Below are 24,926 nucleotides of genomic sequence, written 5' to 3'. Positions count from 1 at the left end.
TAAGTCGCGACTTATTGAAATAAAAAAGGACCTTCTCAGGTCCTTTTCTTTTGCACAATCAAAAGTTGCCCAGTCAAACAGGGGCGCGAGGGAGTCATACAGGATGAGGGTTATTGATGAGTAAAACTTGGGCGTTAGTGGGCGTGTCTATGCTGGCGTTTGCCGCCAATTCTCTTTTTTGCCGTATGGCATTAGCGAATACGCATATCGATCCAGGCCTGTTTACTGTCATTCGCTTGTTTAGCGGAGCACTCTGCCTTTGCCTGTTGGTACTTTTTAATCAACCCAAAAGCGCTAGGAAGCGTGCCATTTTTAGCGTGATATTTTCAAACGCGAAGTTGGTAGGGGCTATAGCCTTATTTATTTATGCGGCTGGTTTTTCATATGCATACGTGAATATGTCTACAGGCACAGGCGCACTGTTATTATTTGGGGCGGTACAGCTCACTATGTTATGTGTTAGCTATTTTACTGGCGAGCGATTTTCTTTATTACAGTGGATTGGTTTCGGCCTTGCCTTAGCGGGGTTAATCGTCTTACTCCTGCCTTCTGCAAGCACGCCACCCTTGGTTTCCGCGGTGTTCATGGTAATGGCAGGCATGGCATGGGGTGTGTATTCTTTATTGGGCAAAAAAGCCGTCAACCCGTTACGCCTTACTGCGGGTAACTTTGCCGTAGCCACTATAATCTCTTTACCTTTACTGGCTATGCTTGCGTTTGAAGGAAATCTACAGTTTGATATAGGCGGGGTAATATATGCGTTGGCATCTGGAATTATCGCTTCTGGCTGCGGTTATGCTATATGGTACAAAGCGTTACCTTTAATTCGTTCCACCACAGCAGCCACTGTGCAATTAAGCGTCCCTGTTATTGCTACCCTTATGGGGTGGGTCTTTCTGGCTGAGGCTATTAATATGCAAATTATCGTGGCGTCACTAATGACGTTGGGTGGTATAGGGTTGGTTATCGCCAAACGCTAAGTAAAACGGGGGTAGATAGGCATGCCTAAATACCCCATTCGCGTTAAGATAAACTTGCTAGTGCTTCACCTGAGTATTCACTGAGCTCACTCGTCTTATTTTCCTTAATTTTGTTTGCCCAGTTAGGGTCTTGCAGTAAAGCGCGACCCACAGCCACTAAGTCAAACTCATTATGTTCTAGTCTTGCAATAAGGTCGTCTACGGCACGGGTTTGTGACCCTTGACCTTTAAATGCGCCAAAGAAGTCCCCGCTAAGCCCAACTGAGCCCACGGTAATCGTAGGTTTGCCAGTGATCTTCTTCGTCCATCCCGCCAGGTTTAATTCACTTCCCTCGAATTCATTTTCCCAATAGCGACGTTGAGAACAATGAAAAATATCCACGCCCGCATCGCTCAGTGGGGTCAAAAAGGCGTCGAGTTCTTGCGGCGTATGAGCCAACCGTGCCGTATAATCTTGTTGCTTCCACTGTGAGTAACGTAAAACAATAGGAAAATCAGGGCCCGTTGCCGCTCTTATTGCTTTTACAATTTCAATAGCAAAGCGGCTTCGGTTGGCCATATTGCCACCCCAGCTATCTGTGCGCTGATTAGTGCCATCCCAGAAGAACTGGTCAACAAGATAGCCATGGGCACCGTGAATTTCCACGCCGTCCATACCGATAGCCTTGGCATCCGAGGCGGCATCAGCAAAGGCTTGAATGACAGCCTCTATATGCTGCACTGTCATAGGTTCAGCGCCTTGTTTACCTGGTTTAAATAGACCAGAAGGGCCTGCACTAGGAAGCTCAGGGGAGGGGGCTTTTTCAGCAACACGCGCCATACCAACATGCCATAATTGAGGCATGATTTTACCGTTAGCTTGATGCACCTCACTCACAACCTGTTTCCAACCTGTCAGTGCTTCTTCACCATGAAATTGAGGAATGTTTGCATCCATTGTGGCGACTTTATCGTTTACCGTTGTTCCTTCTGTAATAATAAGGCCCGTGCCACCTTGAGCACGCCGTTTGTAATAGCCTGCCACGTCTGAAGTAGGGATACCATTGGGCGAAAATTGTCGCGTCATCGGTGCCATTACCACCCGGTTACTCAGCGAAAGGTTCTTGCTATTAAATGATGTAAATAGTGCGTTTACGTTCGCAGTCATGGTGAATCCTTAATGTGAAACTGTAAATAACTGATAGGATTCATAATAAGGGCTAAGTCGACACAGTCAATTTTCTATTTATGATGGTTATTTATAAGGAAATAAATAGAGAAACACGCATTGCACCTTTCTTAGGGTGAAATTCGCATTATACTATAGTTGTAAATTGCTTCTGGTTTAGTGTTATCATTAGCCAATAGCTCTATTTTACTATGAGTACAGCTTGGTTATATTGCCTGTGTGAAGGGCTTATGCAGTTAACGAGGTGTTGTGGGAGGTCATATGGAAGTCAATGCTAAAGATAAGTCTCGTCGTCGGATTTTAAAGGGGCTTGCTGCCGGCACCGCTGTGGCATCAATTCCGGCAAAATCAGTGTGGGCCAATACTGTGACGACTTCTATCGTGGCTTCGGGGCAGGGCTCTTCAAATCTTACTACGCAGTGTCTTGCTGTACTTTCTCCAGGTTACTACAAAAACCATAGTGGCTGGCCAAGTCACGAAAGTTTCTATTACATTTTTGGCGGCGATTTAATTGGTACTGCGGACACAAAAACAAGCACTTCTGAATTGCGCAGCGTTACGTTACAAGATGTATTGGATGCGCCAGGTGGTGGCGGTACATTAAAAGTCTCTAACAACAAGAGTAAATTGGGCGGCCCATCTAATGTCAATTATTTCTTGGTTGCTATGTACGCGAACGCCTATATGTCTGGCAGCAATGATGTGTGGTTCCCAGTAGCCGACCCGTCATCTGGCGGTGCATATTCTACTCCAGAAGCCTATGCCCGAGACCTGTATTCTGACGCGAAATGGAATACCTATTCGGTGGCTGATGAAATGTCCAACTTTATTGACGATAATCACGTCGGTAACGTGTGCCAGTAAGGTTTGTCGTTTAGCGCTAACGCAACAGGGAGTGGCATGGGTTAATGAACCAAACCGTGATATTGCGTGATGGCATCATTCCTTTTTGTTTTGCAGATAATAGCGGCAGCGTGTTTTATGACGAATACAGTGGTGACATTCTATCACTTGCCCTTTGCTTTTCGATAGAGAGCGGTAAGCTCCACATTACCGAATACCATGCATACAGTATTGAAAAATTAGAAAAGCGTGGCTGGATTGTCAGTGATGATGCATGAAGTCATATTAAACACCGTCCCCTTTTCGTTTCGCGTGACAACGAACTCTACCCTTGTTATCAATAATCTTCTGCGGGTGTATGGTAGTGCCAACTTAAATACCGCGCCCACAGAAAACGATTTTGCCCATTATTCTGTGTCTCTACTTCTACAGCGTAAAGTAGGGCGGCCGTGGAAACAGCACGCGCGTTTTAAATGCGATGACCTTGAGCCTTTCCTCCCTATGGACGCAGACAAAAGCTATGCAATGTTGGAGTGGGGGTTAAACTGGGTCATTGCAGCGCATGAGGTTAGCCATGTCATTGTGCATGCTGGTGTGTTGGCAAAAGACAATAAAGCCATACTGCTACCCGCTCACCCTGGCTCAGGTAAAAGTACCACCAGTTGTGCATTTATGAAGCATGGGTGGCGTCTTTTATCTGATGAACTTGCGCTTATTACGCCCAATACTTTAACGGTTACCCCATTTGTAAGACCGGTATGTTTAAAAAACGCATCAGTAGACATTGTCAGCGAATGGCTACCTGAACAGGCAAAATCAGACATTGCACCCAATACGCACAAAGGGGATGTGGCACACCTGGCGCCCACCGAGATATCGTGGCGTGAAAAAGCGAGTACCGCTTCGCTAAGTGCAGTCGTACTCCCCAGCTACCGGGCAGATACCTATTGCGAAATTCAACCTCTTACACACAGGCAAGCTTTTAATCAGATTTACGAGCATTGCTTTAATATTGGTATTTTAGGTGCCCAAGGGTTTAGTACCTTAGCGGGTATAGCCGACAAGGTCAGTGCGTATCACATTACCTTTAATGAGGCTGACGAAATAGTGAGTTTTATTGAAGAAACCTTGGCAATAGCAACGTGATCTTTAGTGCAGATTTCTTACATGGTATTTGGTTAAAGCAGGCTCAGCTGTCTTCGTTAAGCAATCGAGAGTGGGAAGCCTTAGTGTTATTGCTGAGAAGTGAAATGCTATTGGCGAGATTTGCTTATTGGTATGAGGATGAAAGTGAGGGATTTCCAGCGTTTGTTCAAGCGCACCTGGGTAATGCGAAAACCCTAGCAACCAGACAAGCTAAACAGGTTGAAATAGAAGCACGAATGTTAGTGCCGTTGTGCAGTCAGTTTAGTCAGCATATTTTGTTTTTAAAAGGGGCGGCTTATACCTTGCTTGGCAGCCAGCTGGCGAAAGGGAGAGTGTATTCTGATATTGATATCTTAGTGGATAAAGACGCACTATTGTCTATCGAAAAGCGTTTAGGGTTTAAAGGTTGGATTGCTAAACCCGTGAATAACTACGACGAAGCGTATTACCGCAAATGGATGCACGAAATTCCGCCTTTAATCCATAGTAACCGAGGGACTGTGCTTGATATTCATCACAATATTGTGCCGCCGGTATCCGGAAAGGCCCCTCCAAGCGCCATACTCACCGAGCACACCATGCAAAGCCAAGGTGGGTTTGAAACATTGTCACCGGCCGCACTTGTATTGCATTCAAGTGTTCATCTGTTTTTTAACGAAGATCAAGATAAAGGTTACCGAGATCTCATCGATATTTGGTTGCTCATTCAGCGTTTTGACAGCCAGGAATTTTGGACTGAATTGGTGAGGTTAACCGACTGTGTGGGTTTTAAAACCGATGTTATTCTTGCCCTTTACTTTGTGAGTCAGTTTTTTGATGTAGGTGTGCCGAAGGCTTTGCAGCCTAACACTTTACCTAAGGCTAAATGGTGGTTGCTGAAAAATATATACAGTAAAACAGTGTTGCCATCGCACCCATACATGCAATGTAAATATCAAGGCATTGCTATTACGTTGGCTTGGGCACGGGGCCATTGGTGTAAAATGCCAATACCCATTCTGCTGTATCATTTCCTTGTTAAAGGCAGCAGGAAATTGATTGAAAAGTTATTCGGTGACCATGTTTTTAAAAACAGTCAATCGGGCAGTTAAAGCTGTACTTTAATCTTGAGTGGGCACAACGCGACACAGCAACAAGGTAGTATCTCATCGTCATCAATAAACGCAAGTGGGTCGGTTTTATACTCTACTTCACCTTCAAGTAATTTTGTCCTGCATGCACCACAAAATCCTTCACGACAATGATAGTGAATATGCACGTTGGCGTTTTCGAGTGCGGTGAGTAGGGTGGTTTCAGGCGTTGCAGATAGGCTTCCCACATCTACCACATCGATGCGAAAAGCCTTATCGTTTTTATTCATTACTGCAATAAATTACAGCTCAAAATCGGCAAAATCACCTTCGCCAACCGTTGAATCGATTTGTCCTACAAGGTAAGAACTAATTTCAGATTCTTGAGGGGCAACTTGAACATTATCGGAATTAAGATAGTTGTTCATCCAAGGTAGCGGGTTACTGCTGACATCAAATGGTGCGTCAAGACCAATGGCTGTCATCCGTTGGTTTGCAATATACTCTACGTATTGGCAAAGAATTTCTTTGTTCAAACCAATCATGGAACCACTCTTGAACAGGTAATCTGCCCATTCTTTTTCTTGCGCTACGGCGTTCATAAAGATGTCGCGAGCTTCGTCTTTACACTCTTCTGCAATTTGCGCCATCTCGGGGTCGTCTTTACCCTTCGCCCATAAATTTAAAATGTGCTGGGTAGAAGACAAATGAAGGTTTTCATCTCGCGCAATCAAACGAATGATTTTTGAATTACCTTCCATCAACTTACGTTCTGCAAACGCAAAGGTACAGGCAAAAGAAACATAAAAGCGAATGGCTTCTAGCGCATTTACCGAGTTCATGCACAAGAACAGCTTTTTCTTAAGCTCGTACATATTTACCGTATAGGCTGTGCCACCAACGGTATGCACACCTTCCCCTTGGGTTTGCCAAAGTTGGGTAGCAAATATCAAATCGTCGTAGTACTTAGAAATATCCGCTGCACGGCGCTTAATTTCTTCGTTTACTACAATGTCTTCAAAAATTTCACTAGGATCTGAAAACAGATTACGAAGAATATGCGTGTAAGAGCGTGAGTGAATCGTTTCGTAAAACGACCAGGTTTCTACCCAAGTTTCTAATTCCGGTAAGGAAATGATGGGAAGAAACGCAATGTTAGGGCTTCGTCCTTGCACAGAATCTAGCAGTGTTTGATATTTCAAGTTTGAAATAAAAATATGCTTTTCTGGGTCGGTTAGCTTTTGAAAGTCTACACGGTCTCTTGAAACGTCAACTTCTTCTGGGCGCCAGAAAAAGCTAATTTGCTTTTCAATAAGCTTTTCGAAGATAGCATGCTTTTGTTGGTCGTAGCGGGCAACGTTAACGGGGTTACCGAAAAACATTGGCTCAACCAAGGGGTTAGTACTTTGCTGATTAAACGTAGTATATTTCATGGTGGCCTAACTAAAAACTTAATGATAAACGCGTTTATTTATTGGTGTTCTTGCTGCGATAAGGCAAAGGGTGCGCACTAAATTTTGCACGCACCGCCAGCACAATCATCGTCTTCTTCTACTACCACTTCTTCCTGACGAGGCAAAGGCACGTTGGCTTTTGCATCAACGGCAGTTGCATCTGTGGCACCATCGCGAGTGTTATGATAATAAAGTGTTTTTACACCAAGCTTGTAAGTGGTTAGTAGGTCTTTCAGCAATAGCTTCATCGGGACCTTATTACCATCGTAACGGCTTGGATCATAGTTGGTGTTGGCAGAAATGGTTTGGTCAATAAACTTCTGCATAATTCCAACAAGCTGCAAATAACCATCATTTGATGGAATATCCCACAGTAATTCGTACTTGTCTTTTAACGTTTCGTATTCAGGTACAACCTGCTTCAAAATACCGTCTTTACTAGACTTAATACTTATGAATCCTCGTGGCGGCTCAATACCATTGGTAGCATTAGAGATTTGCGAAGAGGTTTCAGACGGCATAAGCGCTGATAAAGTAGAGTTACGTAGGCCGTGTGTTTTTACTTCCTCTCTCAATGCATCCCAATCGTAATGCAAAGGTTCGTTGCATACGCTATCTAGCTCTTTCTTATAGCTATCGATAGGCATAATACCTTGAGAGTAAGTGGTTTCATTAAACTTAGGACACGCCCCTTTTTCTTTCGCCAAGTTATTTGACGCTTTCAAGAGGTAGTATTGCATGGCTTCGAAGGTACGGTGAACCAAGCCATTCGCGCTATGATCTGAGTATTTAACCCCATTTTTAGCGAGGTAGTAAGCAAAGTTGATTACGCCCACACCTAATGTACGTCTACCCATGGTTGCGTTATACGCGGCAGGTACCGGATAATCTTGATAATCAAGCAGATTGTCTAGGGCACGTACAGCTAAATCAGCAAGCTCTTCAAACTCGTCTAATGATTCAATAGCACCTAGATTGAAGGCTGACAGGGTACACAGCGCAATTTCACCATTTTCATCATTCACATGTTGAAGTGGCTTAGTCGGTAGCGCAATTTCAAGGCATAAGTTACTTTGACGAACAGGGGCGACTTCTGGATTGAACGGACTGTGAGTATTACAGTGGTCAACGTTTTGTAGGTAAATGCGGCCTGTACTTGCACGCTCTTGCATAAACAAGCTAAACAGTTCCATGGCTTTAATGCGTTTTTTGCGAATGCTATCGTCGTTTTCGTATTGCACATACAGTGCTTCAAACTTATTCTGATCCGCAAAGAAAGCATCGTAAAGCCCAGGTACATCTGACGGACTGAACAAAGAGATGTAATCGTCCTTCATCATGCGTTGGTACATTAATTTGTTAAATTGAACGCCATAATCAAGGTGGCGAACGCGGTTTTCTTCAACACCACGGTTATTTTTAAGTACCAGTAACGATTCAATTTCCATATGCCAGATGGGATAGAACAAAGTAGCCGCGCCACCACGAACACCGCCTTGTGAACAGCTTTTCACTGCTGTTTGGAAGTACTTGTAGAAGGGGATACAACCCGTATGGAAGGCTTCGCCACCACGAATAGGGCTGCCTAGAGCGCGAATACGGCCCGCATTTACCCCTATACCGGCACGCTGGCTAACGTACTTCACAATGGCACTCGCTGTCGCATTAATAGAATCTAAGCTATCGCCTGTTTCAATCAATACACATGAACTAAATTGACGAGTAGGGGTACGAACTCCGGCCATGATAGGCGTAGGAAGTGACAGTTTAAATGTAGACGCTGCGTCGTAAAAACGACGAATGTAGTCCATGCGCGTCGCTTTATCGTAATTAGCGAATAAGCAGGCCGCCACTAGAATATAAAGAAACTGTGCGCTTTCGTAGATTTCACCTGTAACACGGTTTTGTACTAAATACTTACCTTCTAGCTGCTTAACCGCCGCGTAGCTGAAATTCATATCGCGCCAATGGTCAATATAGTTTTCCATTTCTGCGAATTCTTCAGCGCTGTAATCTTCAAGAATATGACTGTCGTACTTGCCCATTTCTACCATTTTACTGACATGGTCGAATAACGCTGGCGGCTCAAATTGGCCGTAGGCTTTTTTACGTAAATGAAAGATAGCGAGGCGAGCGGCTAAATATTGATAATCAGGCGCGTCTGTCGAAATAAGATCCGCGGCTGACTTAATCAAAGTTTCGTGGATTTCACTGGTATTAATACCGTCGTAAAATTGGATTTGCGCTTTTATTTCTACTTGAGAAACTGAAACGTTGTGTAATCCTTTAGCTGCCCACGTCACAACCTTGTGAATTTTTTCTAGGTCGATGGACTCTTTTTCACCGTTTCGCTTGGTGACAGATAAGTTATTATTCATGTTACTGGCCGTTGTCTGTTAGCGCTTGAATCGTGGGCATGTAGCCCTGTTATATTTTGTGTTCGTTTATTATTGTGCGGCGATAAATGCATTACCGCGATAACTACACAACAAAACACAACGAGGTTGATTGAATGCCATCAGGGCAAAACCACGTTGCGTATTAATCTTACTTGCACGAGTTGTTATATTTTTTGTACTTTTTGCAATTTCTGTCTGTATTGTGAGGCTAATTACACCGCAGACCATTATGAAGGTTAGTCACCATGGTCTTGGACATAACCAAGCCGAGTGTCAAAAGCCAAGATCCTACTTTGATCGAGAAGAATGATCGTTTAGATGATCCTTGGATCTCCCCCTTTGAACTCATCACAAGATAGTGAGGTTTGCCTTCGATTGCAACCCAATACCTGTTGCTTATTCCACCACTTAAACTGGCACGGAAATTAGGTTAGTAACAACTAACTTTTTAGCATTCTACAATCGTCAAATCGATGGAATGCAAGCACTATTGAAAAAAATGATTAAAGGTTAAAATAAATTATTCCAAAAACCGTTTTTTTATAAAAACACGATATATGGTGGCTAAATTATCACCGAAGCCCTATATCTAGTGCCTTAATCTTCCTCACGTACAGTATAGAGTAGGTAGTTCACATCCACGTTTTTGTTTGACAAGTAAAAGCCTTGGGAAAGCGGGTCCATGTGTAAACCTGTCATATCACGGGGAAAAAGGTTTGCTTCATCTGTCATTGCAATGAGTTCCGATGGTTTAATGAAGCGACCATGATCATGTGTTCCCTTAGGTACGAGTTTTAACAGATATTCTGCACCAAGGATCCCCATTAAATAAGATTTAATATTTCTATTGAGTGTGGAAAAAAATACGTGACCACCGGGCTTAACTAAGGTCGCACATGCTTTTACCACCGAGGCAGGGTCGGGAACATGCTCTAACATTTCCATACAGGTGACCACGTCGTATTCAGCTGGATGGGCGTCGGCAAAGTTTTCAGCGGTTTCACAATGATAGCTAACCTTAACGCCTGATTCTAAACCATGGAGTTTCGCCACATCGAGTGATGCCTGAGCCATGTCTAAGCCAGTAACTTGCGCGCCCGCTTTTGCCATTGATTCCGCTAAAATTCCGCCACCACAGCCAATGTCCAACACCTTTTTGTCGAACAGCCCTTGACTGTGTTGATTGATAAAATCTAAACGAAGGGGATTAATTAGATGAAGGGGTTTAAATTCACCTTCGGGATCCCACCATCTTGATGCGAGCTCAGAAAATTTACCAATTTCTTGCTCATCAACATTCGTCATTTTTTACCTTCCTATTTGTGACTAATTAAAAGTAGCTAATTGCACCACCTAATAAAGCAATGAGACATCTTCGACGACAGGTTATGCTGACTGTATTTTATTGTCCGCCATTGCGTAAGTGTACTATTGGCTACGAGATAACGTGATAAAATAGCGCAAAACCGCACTTATGTGCATCGTTTTTAGTGGGGAATATCCATCTAGGGTAAACTGTTGAACGAAAAGTAAACGGTTGTTATAACCTAAGGTGGGTTACGTAATTAAGCGCTACATAATTTTGTCATCAAGTGTTACACTCGAACAGGATTATGACCCCCATAATAACAATGCGAGCCCTCAGTTAAGCGCGCTGTGTCACGATTGATATAGCATACGCACTGGAATGGATTACGCAGAACAAACCGAAATAAAGGGATTAAGCAGTTTATGTCTGATAACGCTAAAGAAATCCTCCCCGTAAATATCGAGGAAGAGCTAAAAAACTCTTATCTTGATTACGCGATGAGCGTTATTGTCGGGCGAGCCTTGCCTGACGTGAGAGATGGCCTGAAGCCAGTGCACCGTCGCGTGCTGTTCGCCATGAACGAACTTAAAAATGACTTCAATAAGCCATATAAAAAATCTGCCCGTGTGGTAGGTGACGTAATTGGTAAGTATCACCCTCATGGTGACTCTGCTGTTTACGATACTATCGTACGTATGGCACAGCCATTCTCGCTACGCTACATGTTAGTAGATGGCCAAGGTAACTTTGGTTCTGTGGACGGTGACTCCGCGGCGGCTATGCGTTACACAGAAGTTCGTATGGCGAAAATCGCCCACGAACTATTGGCTGATCTCGATAAAGAGACAGTAGATTTTGTACCTAACTATGATGGTACTGAATTTATACCAGAAGTTTTACCGACTAAGGTGCCCAACCTGCTAGTGAATGGGTCTTCTGGTATCGCGGTGGGTATGGCTACCAATATTCCTCCGCACAATTTAACTGAAGTTATCAATGGCTGTGTGGCGTTAATTCAAGACCCAGATATCACCATTGATGATCTCATGACTTATATTCCTGGTCCTGATTTCCCTACAGCCGCTATGATAAGCGGACGTAAAGGTATTGATGACGCGTACCGTACTGGTCGCGGCAAAATATATATGCGTGCTAAAGCGGAAATTGAAACGGAAGATAACGGTAAAGAAACCATTATCATTAATGAAATTCCGTACCAGGTTAACAAAGCTCGTTTAATTGAAAAAATTGCCGAGCTGGTTAAAGAAAAGCGTATCGAAGGTATTTCTGCACTCCGTGACGAATCTGATAAAGACGGAATGCGTATTGTTGTAGAAGTCAAACGTAATGAATCAGCAGAAGTGCTGCTTAACCATTTATATGCCAATACACAGTTACAAACAGTATTCGGTATTAATATGGTGGCGTTGGACAATGGCCAGCCTAAAGTCTTTAATCTAAAAGACACCTTAGAAGCCTTTATACTGCACCGTCGTGAAGTCGTCACTCGTCGTACTGTATTTGAGCTGCGGAAAGCCCGTGATCGTGCCCATATCCTTGAAGGTTTGGCGATTGCCCTGGCGAATATCGACCCTATCATTGAGTTGATTAAAGCCTCTCCAAGCCCTGCAGAAGCGAAAAAAGCTTTAGTGGCACAAGGCTGGGATCTAGGTGACGTAGCGCAAATGCTAGAGCGTGCTGGCGATGATGCGGCGCGTCCAGAATGGTTATTGCCAGAATTTGGTATTCGTGATGGTCAGTATTTCCTAACGGAACAACAGGCGCAGGCCATTCTCGATCTTCGTTTACATAAGCTAACCGGCTTAGAACACGAAAAAATCTTAGAAGAATACAAGCAGCTACTTGAGCTTATTGCTGAATTGCTACACATCTTAAACAGCCCAGCGCGTTTGATGGAAGTGATTCAAGAAGAGCTAGAAAAAGTACGCGACGAATTTGGTGATGAACGTCGTACAGAAATTACGGCGGCAAGTCATGATATAGATATTGAAGATTTAATTGAACAAGAAGACGTTGTTGTGACGCTTTCTCGTGAAGGTTATGTAAAATATCAAAAGCTTACCGACTATGAAGCGCAACGTCGTGGTGGCCGTGGAAAATCGGCAACTAAGATGAAAGATGAAGATTTCATCGAAAAACTGTTGGTGGCTAATACCCATGATCATATCTTATGCTTCTCAACCCGTGGTCGTTTGTACTGGCTGAAAGTGTATCAATTGCCATTCGCCAGCCGAAATGCACGTGGACGTCCTATTGTTAATATTCTTCCTCTTGAAGAAGGCGAGCGTATTACTGCTATTCTTCCAATTAAAGAGTTTGAAGAAGGCAAATATGTATTGATGGCAACGGCCAACGGTACCGTGAAGAAAACCGATCTGAGTCTATATTCTCGCCCACGTTCAAGCGGTATTATTGCCGTTAACTTGAATGAAGGTGATGAGCTTATTGGTGTTGATATCACCCATGGTGACGACGACATCATGCTGTTTTCTGATGCAGGTAAAGTGGTTCGCTTTAACGAAAAACTTCGTGACAGCGAAACAGGCGAAGTTAAACGTGACCCTGAAACCGGTGAAGAGCTATTAGCACTGCGTCCAATGGGTCGTACCGCAACAGGTGTTCGTGGTATCCGTTTGCAAGACGGCCAAAAAGTGGTTTCACTGATTGTGCCGAAAGGCGACGGCCCTGTACTTACTGCCACCGAAAACGGATTTGGAAAGCGTACGCCGCTTGATGATTACCCAGCGAAGAGCCGAGCAACACAAGGTGTTGTATCAATTAAAGTCTCTGAGCGTAACGGTAAGGTAGTGGGTGCGGTACAGGTTGATGACAGCAACGAAATTATGTTGATCAGCGACCAAGGTACCTTAGTAAGAACACGTGTAAGTGAAGTGTCTGTAGTAGGGCGTAACACACAAGGTGTTCGACTTATACGCACTGTAGAAGGCGAGCACGTCGTTGGATTACAACGCATTGAAGAAGTGGCTGAGTTACAAGAACTAGATGAAGACGGTAACCCAATTATTTCAGAAGAGGTAGCAGAACAAGCAGAAACTGCTGTTCCAGAGCAAGATAACGCTGCACAAGACAGCGATGGCTCAACGACAGAAGAGTAGGGGTGGTGCGCTAACCGAAAGGCTTAGCGCGTTATCAGTGTTCTTTAAAAACAAGCGGCTTAAGCCGCTTGTTTTACCATTTAGGCAAGGTAAATGCTTTTTCACACGGCATGACCGAGTCTAAATGGGATTATTTACAGGTGTTGAAAAACGCAATGAAAGAGGTTTTTAACTTTAGTGCCGGCCCAGCCATGCTTCCCAAAGAAGTTATGCTAAAAGCCCAAGCAGAATTTACCAATTGGCGCGACCTTGGTTGCTCTGTGATGGAAGTTAGCCACCGAGGCAAAGACTTCATCGAAATAGCAGCAAAAGCCGAACAAGATCTTCGTGATCTCTTGTCTGTCCCATCAAACTATCATGTGCTCTTTACTCACGGTGGTGGGCGAGGACAGTTTGCCGCGGTTCCACTTAACTTGTCTAACCCCAACGACACCAGTTTGCACCTTGTTAGTGGCTCTTGGTCTAAAGGGGCGGTAACCGAAGCAAATAAATACAACAAGGCGGTTGTGGTCGGCGATGTATCAGAAAAAGACGGTCTCCAGTATGTTGCACCACCGGCTTTAAGTGATATTGACCAGTCTGCGGCTTACTATCACTTTTGTCCTAATGAAACCGTTGACGGTATCGCCTATGACTGGTTGCCTGAAGCGGGAAATGTGCCTTTAGTGTCAGATATGTCTTCTACCATTTTGTCGCAACCGTTGGATGTGGCGAAGCATGGCGTTATTTATGCCGGAGCCCAGAAGAATATTGGTCCAAGTGGTTTATCTGTGGTGATTGTTAGGGATGATCTTGTTGGCAAAGCCCGAAAAGAAACCCCCTCCATTTTCGATTACGCTTTAGCAGCAAAATCTGATTCCATGTACAACACGCCGCCAACCTTTTCATGGTACTTGGCTGGTTTAGTGTTTGAGTGGTTAAAAGACATGGGCGGCGTGAATGCCATGGCAAAACGTAACGGGGAAAAAGCCGCGTTACTGTATTCTGCCATCGACAGTTCAGATTTTTATTCGAGTAAGGTTCATCCTGATAACCGCTCCAAAATGAACGTTCCTTTCCATCTGGCTAATCCGGCGCTAGACAGCTTGTTTTTAGAGCAATCACAAGCAGCAGGCTTACTGGCGCTTAAAGGTCACCGCTCTGTAGGTGGCATGCGAGCCAGTATTTATAATGCAATGCCAGTCGAAGGTATTGTGGCGCTAGTTGAATTTATGCGCGAATTTGAAAGAGTAAATGGGTAAAAAATGGAACAGTTAACATTAGCACCGATTGCAAAAGTATCGGGAGAGGTCAATGTACCTGGTTCAAAGAGCTTATCAAATCGCGCGCTGTTACTGGCCGCTTTAGCAGAAGGTGACACGGAGCTAACGAATTTGTTAGACAGCGATGACATTTCGCATATGCTTAACGCGCTTACGCAATTGGGCATTCAGTATACGCTTAATGAAGATAAAACACGCTGTACGGTTAGCGGTAACGGCGGGGCATTTAATGTCGCAGAACCACTAGAACTATTTTTAGGAAACGCGGGTACTGCAATGCGTCCTTTGTGTGCCGCCTTAGCTGCAAGCAAGGTAGACTGTGTACTTACCGGCGAGCCACGTATGGAAGAGCGCCCCATTGGCGATTTAGTCGATGGGCTACGTGAAGCCAATGCTGACATTAGTTACCTGAAAAACGACGGTTTTCCACCTCTTCAGATAAAGGGTAAAACCTTGCTTGGTGGGGAAATGTCCGTTGACGGTAGTGTATCCAGTCAGTTTTTGACAGCGCTGTTAATGGCAGCCCCCTTATTTGCAGGCGATGTCACTATTCGTATCAAAGGCGAATTAGTATCAAAACCTTACATCGATATTACCTTAGATACCATGGCGAAGTTTGGTGTGTCTGTTGAAAATGACAACTACCAGACATTCACCATTTCGGGAGACGCAAAGTATGTAGCCCCGGGGAAATTTATGGTAGAAGGTGATGCATCTTCGGCGTCTTACTTCCTTGCAGCCGGTGCCATTAAAGGTGGTACGGTACGCGTAACCGGTATTGGGCAAAACTCGATACAGGGTGATATTCGTTTTGCCGATGTACTTGAAGCAATGGGTGCAAAGGTGGTCTGGAATGACGAATATGTAGAAGTGACAGGCGCGCCGCTCAAAGGTGTCAGCATGGATATGAACCATATCCCTGATGCGGCCATGACCATAGCGACTACGGCTTTGTTTGCCGAAGGTCCAACAACCATGACAAACATCTATAACTGGCGGGTCAAAGAAACTGACCGTTTGGCGGCCATGGCAACCGAACTGCAAAAATTAGGGGCTAAAGTGGAAGAGGGCCATGACTCTATTAAAGTTTGGCCAACGGCGTCACTTAAGCATGCGGAAATTGACACCTACAACGACCATCGCATAGCCATGTGTTTTTCTCTTGTGGCGTTAAGTGACACCCCTGTTACCATTAATGACCCAGGTTGCACGCGTAAAACCTTCCCAGACTACTTTACTCGATTTGCCACGCTATACAGCTAATTTGGCGTTTATCTGCAAAATTGCAGCGATCTGCCCTTATAAATTAGTCTAACATCCAATGCCATCGTCGCCCGGTGGCATTGCTTATCTGTTATGAACGCGTATAATTGCGCGCGATTTTTTAGTATTTTAAATTCTGGAGCAGGTATGCATTCCACACCCGTTGTCACGGTAGACGGTCCTAGTGGTGCTGGTAAAGGTACGTTAAGTAGCTTACTGGCGAAAAAACTAGGTTGGCACTTTTTAGACAGTGGCGCAATTTATCGCGTATTAGCTGTTGCCGCCTTACACCACGACCTTCCGTGTGAAGATGAAGAATGTGTTGTTCCACTAGCAACCGGTCTTGATGTAAGTTTTGAAACTAACGAGGATGCAACCCGCATTATCCTTGAAGGCGAAGACGTTACAGATGATATCCGTACTGAAGATGTGGGCGCAGTCGCCTCTAAAGTCGCAGCCTTACCTCGAGTAAGAGAAGCATTACTTAGACGTCAGCGGGCATTTCAGCAAGATCCGGGTTTAGTGGCCGATGGAAGAGACATGGGCACCGTTGTATTCCCGGAAGCAAATGTAAAGATATTTCTTACAGCCAGTGCTGAAGCCCGCGCAGAGCGTCGCTATAGCCAGTTGAAAGATAAAGGGATGGATGTTAATATTGCGCGCCTTTTAACCGATATCAAAGCAAGAGACGAGCGTGACACACAACGTTCAGTTGCCCCTTTGGTGCCGGCACAAGATGCAGTAATTATTGATTCGACGGACTTGGATATTGACCAAGTCTTTGAAAAAGCGATGGATATTATTTCCTCACGCTTGTAAAAAGCGCGAGACAATCGCATCCAAAGCAGCGTTGCAACAGGGAGTAGCGACGATTTTTAATAACCCCACGTTGTCCGGATTAGAAGCGTGGATATCAACTTAAAAGTTTATTTAAACCTTATGACTGAAAATTTTGCACAACTTTTTGAAGAAAGCTTACAAGAACTAGAAACACGTCCTGGTTCAATTGTAAAAGGTACTGTTGTTTCTATCGACAAAGACATCGTTCTTGTTGATGCGGGCTTGAAATCAGAAAGTGCTATCCCAGCAGACCAATTTAAGAACGCTGAAGGCGAACTAGAAATCGCTATCGGTGACGAAGTAGACGTAGCACTAGATGCAGTTGAAGATGGTTTCGGTGAAACTATCCTTTCTCGCGAAAAAGCGAAGCGTCACGAAGCGTGGGTTGAGCTGGAAAAAGCTTACGATGATAAAGCGACTATCAAAGGCGTTATCAACGGTAAAGTTAAAGGCGGTTTCACTGTTGAAGTTAACAGTGTTCGCGCATTCCTTCCTGGTTCACTAGTTGACGTACGTCCAGTACGTGATACTACGCACCTTGAAGGCAAAGAGCTTGAATTTAAAGTTATCAAGCTTGATGCTAAGCGTAACAACGTTGTTGTTTCTCGTCGTGCAGTTATTGAAGCAGAAAGCAGCGCTGAGCGCGAAACGCTTCTTGCTAACCTTGAAGAAGGCCACGAAATCAAAGGTATCGTTAAGAACCTTACTGATTACGGTGCGTTCGTTGACCTTGGCGGCGTAGACGGTCTACTACACATCACTGATATGGCTTGGAAGCGCGTTAAGCACCCAAGTGAAATCGTGAATGTTGGTGACGAAATCAACGTTAAAGTACTTAAGTTCGACAAAGAGAAGCAACGTGTTTCTCTTGGTATGAAGCAAATGGGCAACGATCCATGGCAAGAAATTGCTTCACGTTACCCAGAAGGTACTAAGATCAACGGTCAGGTAACTAACCTAACTGATTACGGTTGCTTCGTAGAAATCGAAGACGGCGTTGAAGGTCTTGTACACGTTTCTGAAATGGACTGGACTAACAAGAACATCCACCCATCTAAAGTAGTTAACCTAGGTGACACAGTAGATGTTATGGTTCTTGAAATCGACGAAGAACGTCGTCGTATTTCTTTAGGTCTTAAGCAGTGCATCGACAACCCTTGGGAAACTTTCGCTAAGTCACACGAAAAAGGTGACAAAGTGTCTGGTAAGATCAAGTCAATCACTGACTTTGGTATCTTCATCGGTCTTGACGGTGGTATCGACGGTCTAGTTCACCTTTCTGACATTAGCTGGAACAAGTCTGGTGAAGACGCGGTTCGCGACTATAAGAAAGGCGACGAAATCTCTGCAGTTGTACTACAAGTCGACCCAGAGCGTGAGCGTATTTCTCTAGGCGTTAAGCAGATTGAAGAAGATCCTTTCAACAAGTATCTGACAGATAACAAGAAAGGTGCTATCGTTACTGGTACAGTAACAGCAGTTGATGCTAAAGGCGTTACTGTAAACCTAGCTGAAGAAGTTGATGGCTACATCCGTGTTGCAGATCTTTCTGTTGACCGTATTGAAGACGCCACTGAAGAAGCGAACGTTGGTGATAGCATTGAAGCGAAATTTATGGGCGTTGACCGTAAGAATCGCACTGTTAACCTTTCTGTTAAAGCGAAAGATCAAGCTGACGAGAAAGAAGCTATCGATAAAGTTAACCAGCAAGAAGACGCTGGTTTCGCTAACGCGATGGCAGAAGCATTTAAAGCTGCTAAAGGCGAATAATGCTGCTGCGGGTGTGTATATGCACACCCGATTTTGCGCTAGCTGTTTAACCATATTATTGACAATGAGGTTTATATGACCAAGTCTGAATTAATTGAACGGCTCGCAGATCAAGCGCGTCACATTCAAGCGAAAGAACTCGAATTAGCGATTAAAGAACTTCTCGAACAAATGGCGCAAACCCTTCAAAAGGGTGAGCGTATCGAAATTCGTGGGTTTGGAAGTTTTTCTCTTCACTACCGTGCGCCTCGCGTAGGTAGAAATCCAAAAACCGGTGAAACAGTAAAGTTAGATGGTAAATACGTACCACACTTTAAACCTGGCAAAGAGCTTCGCGAACGTGTAGATGCGTCAATAGCTTAAAATAAAAACCGCACATCAGTGCGGTTTTTTTGTATTTGGCTATGGGTTAAGCAAGTTAACTTTAGTTTAGCTATTGACCCCATAATATATACGGTTTTATAGTAATAGGCTGTATAAATACTAAGTGGTGCTCGGTGTACCAATGTCCGTCGGCGAAGAAGAACAAATAATAAAGCAGTACCAGCCGCTAATACGTGCATTAATTCCTTACGAACAAGACAATAGACTGTTAGAAGGAATTAATAAGTTTTCAAAAAGGCTGCCAAGTAGTGTCCGCAAAATCGTAAAAGAAGAAGTGGTAAGACTGACTTCTTTAACCGATGCCTCCGCGGATAATTCTGCGTTCGCCCAATTCCCCGTAATGAAATTCAAACACTTTGGTATCCCAATGCGGTTAGACAAAGTGGGCGCGGAAATCTTAAAAAGCGAAACCTCGCTTTACCAGGAACGGTATACTGTAGGGGTGTTTGAGTCGGTCATGAATTCCGACTTCTATCAAACCCAAATCAAACGTGATCAATTCAAGAAAATCGTTGATGCGTTTAAAGTAGAAAGCCAGTCATTTACAGATATCGATTTTGGTAACGATATTGCCGTTAGACCCAACTTTACTGTTTCGTCTCCAGACTTTGAAAAAGGCCGTCACTGTACCGTCAGTTCGCTGTCATTCACGGGATTAGCAGTAGAGACTAAGCGTCCACCGAATGTAACTACCGGTGATATTATTACTTTCACTATCCCAGAAGTGATGGGGTTAACGAAAGAGCCAACAGAAATTACCTATGAACTAGATACCATTAAGTACAATAAGCATCTAGGAAAATACGAATCTTTCTTTACCATTTCATCGGAAACTGACCTCAGTTTATTAAACCAACTTAAACGCTACATTAAAGCTGTCTCATACAAACAGCCCCTTCAACGTGACCTCGAAATTGAACGGGCTATGCAAGATTTAGAAAGAGACAGAATTTTAGAGAATAGCCCATGGATGCCGGTTTTTCTTGCGGCAAATAAAAAATCACTTAAGCCGGTTATTTCGTTATTCACCAAAGCCAATGTGGAACACAACAACGCTGAGTTATTACTCAAGAGTTTGCAAGACAAAACCATATTCGATGTGTTGGCTGAAGAGTTAATGCGCTACAACGAGGCGTATATTTTTTATGGCAAGATTAAAACCAAAAGCGGTGAAATAGCGATCACAGCTACCCATAGGCAATTGTTAGCGCTGGGACAACTCAATGCTATTGTGTACTTGCTTGTTAAAAATAACGACTTTATTTGTACTCAGTGTCGTTTGGATGACATCACTAAAGAAGATAAACAAAAAGCCTTCGCTATTCATGACATTGCCAGCAAAGACTTTGAGCACCTCGGCGCCATAAGTCATGTTATGTATTGTCGTGATGTAACTGTGTATCTTAATACCCTTACCCTAAGCGAAAAGTGTGAGTTTAAACCCTTGGCGAAGTCTTTAAGGGCATCAGGCGAACGTTGGCACATAGATTATGTTATGGAAGAGGCGTTAGATCGCCGCTCTGAAACCCGCTACGTTATTGATAAATCCGCGCAAATTAAACTAAGCTTGTTAAATTCTCTAGACGTTAGAGTGTTAGACCTATCGGCAAGTGGTATGAAATTACTCGTGCCTGTAGGCACAGATTTACAGTCTGAACTTAGGGTATCTGTGCCAGATCTTAAAATAAAAAATGAAAAGTATCGGGTTGTTCACTACGATAAAAGTACAGGAACCGTGCGACTCTGCCTGCAGGACGACGGTAAAAAATCGAAAACCTGTGCTAACGTTGATGCCATGGTCGAGGAAAATACCGCGTATTTTAAGTTAAGAGATGTGGCACGTATCCAGCGCGCTACCCACAGATTTATATGGGAACTAGCAGTTCGACACATGCCTTCGTTATCCGTGCTGTGTGTGATGAACAGGCATATCTTAGACCGCTTAAAAACCGTTTATCAAAGTGATACTTCTGACGATTTGTATCCGTTCTCCCGTACGCAGAATATTATTCCACTTCACGGTTTTTTTGCTGATAAAGCGCAATCAAAACCGAAGTCACTGATGTTAGATGCCATGTTTAAAGGTGCCATGGATCATAGCTTAGTGGTGCACTGTGTTCGGAAAAGTGACAACCGGCTTGTTTACATAAAAGAGCGCGACTTTTTATACACTAAACTTAGAAGCCAAATTCAGTCACAACTAGAAGAAGAAAAAATTCAAATTAGCGCAACAGATGTCACTGCAATTCGCTGTCATGGTGCTATTACACCGTTAACTAAAAAGCGGTTAGCGCAGTTGTCTAAGTTAGATAAAGCCATGTACGACAAGTTAGAAACCATGCAAGCAGGTTATACCCATTGTATCTTTGTCACAAACATGTCCGCTCTCCATCACGATTTAGTCATGGCCAAGCTGATTGCCAAACCCACACAAACAAACAGTGAAAAAGAAGGGGCAGCGTAATAAACATCATCCTAAATCATGGGGTTTTGGTATTATCTGTCTCAGCATTTTGCTATTCTTAACCAATAAATATTTAGAAGGGTTTGATCTTGAAAGGGATCTTAATACTAGTTTTCGTTCTAATTCTACTGGCCTTAGCGTTTGTCATTGGTGCGCAAAACGAAGCCGATATTACGGTTAACTACCTCATTGCTCAGGCAAATTTACGGTTGTCGTCGTTAATTGCAATCCTCTTGACCCTAGGTATTGGCATTGGCATTTTAATCATGTCGATTAGTTGGTTACACCTTCGGGTTCAGCTGATGTCTGCTAACGCAAAAATTAATAGCCTGAAAAAAGACCACTAATTATGCTCGAGTTGCTGTTTTTACTATTGCCTGTTGCGGCAGGTTACGGCTGGATCATGGGCCGAAATAGTGTGCGCCAAGCTCAGCGTAAACAGTCGAGTATTCTTTCTAAGCATTACTATAAAGGCTTAAACTTTCTCCTTTCCGACCAGCCAGACAAAGCGGTTGATACCTTGATTAAAATGATCAATATCAACAGCGATACCATTGAGACTCATATTGCTATGGGTAACTTTTTCCGTCATCGGGGAGAAATAGACAGAGCCATCAAGGTACATCAAAATTTAGTTAGTCGTGAAGAAATACAGCCAAATCAACGTGAAAATGCACTTAAAGAATTGGGGCACGATTATACGCAAGCTGGCTTTCTAGAGCGGGCCGAAAACGCCTTCCTACAATTGCTCAATAGCGACAAGCACTACCTTGTTGCGCAACAGCAACTGTTCAGCATTTATCAAACCACAAAAGAATGGGAGCGTGCTATTGAGCTTGCTGAGCGAATGGTGGAGTGTCACGGTGATAATGATGATGTATGCGAACGACTTGCCCACTTTTACTGCGAGCAAGCGCATGTTGAACTGAAAAATGACAGTGAGGGCGTTGCACTAACGTTACTGCAAAAAGCCGTGAACGCTGATGAGCATGCGGTGCGCCCTTGGTTAATGTTAGGCAATTTAGCCTTTAACCAAAAGCGATACAGTGACGCTCGAGCGTATTTTGTGCAAGTGGCAGAACGCGATATCAACTGGTTTAGTGAAGCGGTACCCAGTTTAGAAGAGATTGCAAAGGAAACCGGCGATTGGGACAGCTTTGAAAAAAGTTTAGAGGCTCACTGGCAAGAATGCGCCACCTCGTACTTGGCGATGGTTGATGTACTTTTGATGAAAGGTGACACTGGCCAAGCCGCGAATTATTTATTAGAGCAGTTGCGTAAACGACCTACTATGCGCGGCTTTAAAACCCTCATGGGGTTATATATTGATCAAATTGAAGATAAAAATTCGGCTGATAGTTTGCGTTTACTCAAAGAGCTAGTAGAAAAGCAGATGTTGCAGCGGCCACAATACCGTTGTAACAGCTGTGGATTCTCAGGCCGAAAGTTATATTGGCTATGTCCTTCTTGTAAAAAGTGGGGCGTAGTGAAACCCATCAAAGGTTTAGACGGAGAATAAGTCCACCATGCAAGAACCCCGCGTAATTGTTGCTTTAGACTACGACAATAAAGAAACTGCACTTTCGTTTGTGGCGCAACTTGACCCTTCATTGTGCAAATTAAAAGTAGGCAAGGAAATGTTTACGCTCTTTGGCCCTGAATTTGTTAAAACCTTGGTCAGCAAAGGGTTTGATGTTTTTCTTGATCTTAAATTTCACGATATTCCCAATACGGTAGCAAAAGCGTGTAAGGCGGCTGCAGAGCTGGGTGTATGGATGGTAAACGTACATGCCTCTGGCGGTGTGCCTATGATGAAAGCGGCTAAAGAAGCCATTGCCAACAGCAGTCACCCGCAAACAAAGTTAATTGCAGTGACCGTGCTAACCAGTATGGATCAGGCTCAGTTGAGCGATGTCATAGATAATGTTACGCCCCAACAACAGGTACTTCGTCTTTGCAAGTTAACCCAGCAAGCAGGGTTGGATGGCATTGTGTGTTCGGCGCAGGAAGCGCAACTATTACGTCAAACTTTCACCAACGAATTTTTACTGGTAACTCCTGGGATTCGCCCAAAAGGCGCGGATGCGGGCGATCAAAAACGGGTAATGACTCCCGATGAAGCCATAGATAGCGGCGTAAGCTATCTGGTGATGGGGAGACCGATAACGAAGGCTGACAATCCCGTTGCGGTTTTAACATCAGTGAATCATTCAATAGCGTAAACAAAAATGCCCAGCAACTAAGCTGGGCATTGTGTTTAACTGATTAATAAAAAGCGATAATTAGCCTTTCAGTGCTTCTTCTGCTGGCGTATAGGTTAAGCCTAACTTTTCACCCAAGGCATCCACTACCGCTTTGTACGTGACTTTACCTTCGTGAACATTTAAGCCGTTTAATAAATGCTTGTCTTCCAACATAGCTTTCGCTGGTCCTTTGTTCGCGAGGGCCAAACCAAAAGGTAAGGTTGCATTGTTTAACGCCATGGTAGACGTACGTGCTACACCACCTGGCATATTCGCCACACAATAATGTACAACGTCATCAATCACATAAACAGGGTCTTGGTGGGTGGTAGCTTTAGAGGTTTCAAAACAACCGCCTTGGTCAATGGCTACGTCCACGAGAACAGAGCCTGGCTTCATCGCTGAAATTTGCTCGCGATTAAGAAGCTTAGGTGCAGCAGCACCTGGGATAAGCACCGCACCGACGACTAAGTCTGCGTTAGCAGAATAGTGCTCAATAGCATCTACGGTGGAATAAACGGTTTTAACTTGGCCGTTGAAGATGTCGTCAAGTTGGCGAAGGCGAGGTAGCGAACGGTCTAGTATGGTGACATCTGCCCCCAATCCGAGTGCCATTTTAGCCGCTTGTGTTCCCACAACGCCGCCACCAATAACCAGAACTTTCCCTGGCGCTACACCAGGTACGCCGCCAAGTAGCGTGCCGCTACCGCCATGGGCTTTTTCTAAGTAATGGGCGCCAGCTTGTACTGACATTCTACCTGCAACTTCGCTCATTGGTGCTAGTAGAGGTAAACCACCACGGTCGTCTGTTACCGTTTCATAAGCGATACAGGTAGCTCCAGAGGCGATGAGAAGTTCAGTTTGCGTTGGATCAGGCGCTAAGTGAAGGTAAGTGTAAAGGGTTTGGCCTTTACGTAACATTTTACATTCGTTGGGTTGAGGCTCTTTCACTTTTACAATCATTTCTGCTTCAGCAAAAACTTGCTCAGCGGTAGAGGCGATGGCTGCACCAGCAGCGATATACATATCGTCGCTAAACCCAATGGCGTCACCGGCCAGTGTTTCAACTAACACTTGATGACCGTTGCTAACAAACTCTTTAACGGCGGCGGGCGTTAAGCCAACACGGTATTCATGGTTTTTAATTTCTTTTGGTACACCAACTAACATGTAAATTCCTCTGATTTGCAACCT

At 44.1% G+C, this 24,926-nt stretch carries 21 protein-coding genes; 15 read left to right on the top strand and 6 right to left on the bottom strand.

Annotation, left to right across the window (positions count from 1 at the left end; all coding sequences use genetic code 11):
- The first annotated feature begins 116 nt into the window (after window positions 1-116).
- A complete protein-coding gene (locus EP13_RS10340) occupies window positions 117-980 on the top strand; it encodes a DMT family transporter (protein WP_044057224.1) in 864 nt (287 codons plus the stop codon).
- A gap of 43 nt (window positions 981-1,023) precedes the next feature.
- Here EP13_RS10340 and EP13_RS10335 read toward each other — a convergent pair whose 3' ends face one another.
- A complete protein-coding gene (locus tag EP13_RS10335) occupies window positions 1,024-2,127 on the bottom strand; it encodes an NADH:flavin oxidoreductase (RefSeq protein WP_044057223.1) in 1,104 nt (367 codons plus the stop codon).
- A gap of 282 nt (window positions 2,128-2,409) precedes the next feature.
- Here EP13_RS10335 and EP13_RS10330 point away from each other — a divergent pair, with 282 nt between their 5' ends.
- Genes EP13_RS10330 through EP13_RS10315 form a run of 4 tightly spaced genes read left to right on the top strand, consistent with a single transcriptional unit; the run spans window position 2,410 to window position 5,228 of the window.
- A complete protein-coding gene (locus EP13_RS10330) occupies window positions 2,410-3,012 on the top strand; it encodes a hypothetical protein (protein ID WP_044057222.1) in 603 nt (200 codons plus the stop codon).
- 44 nt (window positions 3,013-3,056) lie between these two features.
- The gene (locus EP13_RS10325) at window positions 3,057-3,269 is read left to right on the top strand and encodes a hypothetical protein (protein WP_044057221.1); all 213 of its coding nucleotides are present in this window, start codon (window positions 3,057-3,059) and stop codon (window positions 3,267-3,269) included.
- Window positions 3,259-4,137 (top strand): HprK-related kinase A, encoded by an 879-nt coding sequence (locus EP13_RS10320; RefSeq protein ID WP_052364359.1) that lies wholly within the window; start codon window positions 3,259-3,261, stop codon window positions 4,135-4,137. The genes EP13_RS10325 and EP13_RS10320 overlap by 11 nt, the downstream gene beginning before the upstream one ends.
- Entirely contained in the window at window positions 4,134-5,228 is a 1,095-nt protein-coding gene (locus tag EP13_RS10315; RefSeq protein WP_052364358.1) for a nucleotidyltransferase family protein, read from the top strand. The genes EP13_RS10320 and EP13_RS10315 overlap by 4 nt, the downstream gene beginning before the upstream one ends.
- Here EP13_RS10315 and yfaE read toward each other — a convergent pair.
- The 4 genes from yfaE to ubiG all read right to left on the bottom strand — a co-directional run bounded on the left by yfaE (window position 5,225) and on the right by ubiG (window position 10,365).
- Window positions 5,225-5,497: a class I ribonucleotide reductase maintenance protein YfaE gene (gene yfaE / locus EP13_RS10310; RefSeq protein WP_044057220.1), complete on the bottom strand. Its 273-nt coding sequence runs from the start codon at window positions 5,495-5,497 to the stop codon at window positions 5,225-5,227. The genes EP13_RS10315 and yfaE overlap by 4 nt on opposite strands.
- Before the next feature lie 12 nt (window positions 5,498-5,509).
- Window positions 5,510-6,640 (bottom strand): class Ia ribonucleoside-diphosphate reductase subunit beta, encoded by a 1,131-nt coding sequence (nrdB, locus tag EP13_RS10305; protein ID WP_044057219.1) that lies wholly within the window; start codon window positions 6,638-6,640, stop codon window positions 5,510-5,512.
- Window positions 6,641-6,717: 77 nt separating this feature from the next.
- Complete coding sequence (gene nrdA, locus EP13_RS10300; RefSeq protein WP_044057218.1) at window positions 6,718-9,039, bottom strand: class 1a ribonucleoside-diphosphate reductase subunit alpha; 2,322 nt, start codon at window positions 9,037-9,039, stop codon at window positions 6,718-6,720.
- Between the two features lie 618 nt (window positions 9,040-9,657).
- On the bottom strand, window positions 9,658-10,365 hold the full coding sequence (gene ubiG, locus EP13_RS10295; RefSeq protein WP_044057217.1) for a bifunctional 2-polyprenyl-6-hydroxyphenol methylase/3-demethylubiquinol 3-O-methyltransferase UbiG: 708 nt from the start codon (window positions 10,363-10,365) through the stop codon (window positions 9,658-9,660).
- Window positions 10,366-10,791: 426 nt separating this feature from the next.
- On the opposite strand from ubiG, the gene gyrA reads away from it, so the two are divergent.
- From gyrA to pyrF, 10 genes are all read left to right on the top strand, one after another.
- Entirely contained in the window at window positions 10,792-13,506 is a 2,715-nt protein-coding gene (gene gyrA / locus EP13_RS10290; RefSeq protein WP_044057216.1) for a DNA topoisomerase (ATP-hydrolyzing) subunit A, read from the top strand.
- Window positions 13,507-13,661: 155 nt separating this feature from the next.
- Window positions 13,662-14,747, top strand: a complete 1,086-nt coding sequence (gene serC / locus EP13_RS10285) for a 3-phosphoserine/phosphohydroxythreonine transaminase (protein ID WP_044058898.1) — start codon at window positions 13,662-13,664, stop codon at window positions 14,745-14,747.
- Window positions 14,748-14,750: 3 nt separating this feature from the next.
- Window positions 14,751-16,031, top strand: a complete 1,281-nt coding sequence (aroA, locus tag EP13_RS10280; protein WP_044057215.1) for a 3-phosphoshikimate 1-carboxyvinyltransferase — start codon at window positions 14,751-14,753, stop codon at window positions 16,029-16,031.
- 147 nt (window positions 16,032-16,178) lie between these two features.
- On the top strand, window positions 16,179-16,850 hold the full coding sequence (gene cmk / locus EP13_RS10275; RefSeq protein WP_044057214.1) for a (d)CMP kinase: 672 nt from the start codon (window positions 16,179-16,181) through the stop codon (window positions 16,848-16,850).
- 120 nt (window positions 16,851-16,970) lie between these two features.
- Window positions 16,971-18,641, top strand: coding sequence for a 30S ribosomal protein S1 (rpsA, locus tag EP13_RS10270; RefSeq protein WP_044058897.1), 1,671 nt, complete (start codon window positions 16,971-16,973; stop codon window positions 18,639-18,641).
- Between the two features lie 75 nt (window positions 18,642-18,716).
- Entirely contained in the window at window positions 18,717-19,004 is a 288-nt protein-coding gene (gene ihfB / locus EP13_RS10265) for an integration host factor subunit beta (protein ID WP_044057213.1), read from the top strand.
- A 142-nt stretch (window positions 19,005-19,146) separates the two neighbouring features.
- Window positions 19,147-21,489: a PilZ domain-containing protein gene (locus EP13_RS10260; RefSeq protein ID WP_044057212.1), complete on the top strand. Its 2,343-nt coding sequence runs from the start codon at window positions 19,147-19,149 to the stop codon at window positions 21,487-21,489.
- A gap of 89 nt (window positions 21,490-21,578) precedes the next feature.
- Complete coding sequence (locus tag EP13_RS10255) at window positions 21,579-21,836, top strand: lipopolysaccharide assembly protein LapA domain-containing protein (RefSeq protein ID WP_044057211.1); 258 nt, start codon at window positions 21,579-21,581, stop codon at window positions 21,834-21,836.
- A gap of 2 nt (window positions 21,837-21,838) precedes the next feature.
- Entirely contained in the window at window positions 21,839-23,008 is a 1,170-nt protein-coding gene (gene lapB / locus EP13_RS10250; RefSeq protein ID WP_044057210.1) for a lipopolysaccharide assembly protein LapB, read from the top strand.
- 7 nt (window positions 23,009-23,015) lie between these two features.
- Complete coding sequence (gene pyrF, locus EP13_RS10245; RefSeq protein ID WP_044057209.1) at window positions 23,016-23,711, top strand: orotidine-5'-phosphate decarboxylase; 696 nt, start codon at window positions 23,016-23,018, stop codon at window positions 23,709-23,711.
- A gap of 60 nt (window positions 23,712-23,771) precedes the next feature.
- Here pyrF and ald read toward each other — a convergent pair whose 3' ends face one another.
- Window positions 23,772-24,902 (bottom strand): alanine dehydrogenase, encoded by a 1,131-nt coding sequence (ald, locus tag EP13_RS10240; protein ID WP_044057208.1) that lies wholly within the window; start codon window positions 24,900-24,902, stop codon window positions 23,772-23,774.
- Window positions 24,903-24,926: the final 24 nt, after the last annotated feature.

The sequence above is a fragment of the Alteromonas australica genome (assembly GCF_000730385.1).
GTDB lineage: Bacteria > Pseudomonadota > Gammaproteobacteria > Enterobacterales > Alteromonadaceae > Alteromonas > Alteromonas australica.
The sequence above is the reverse complement of the archived record's forward strand: the minus strand, read 5'-3'. Positions and strand labels throughout refer to the sequence as shown.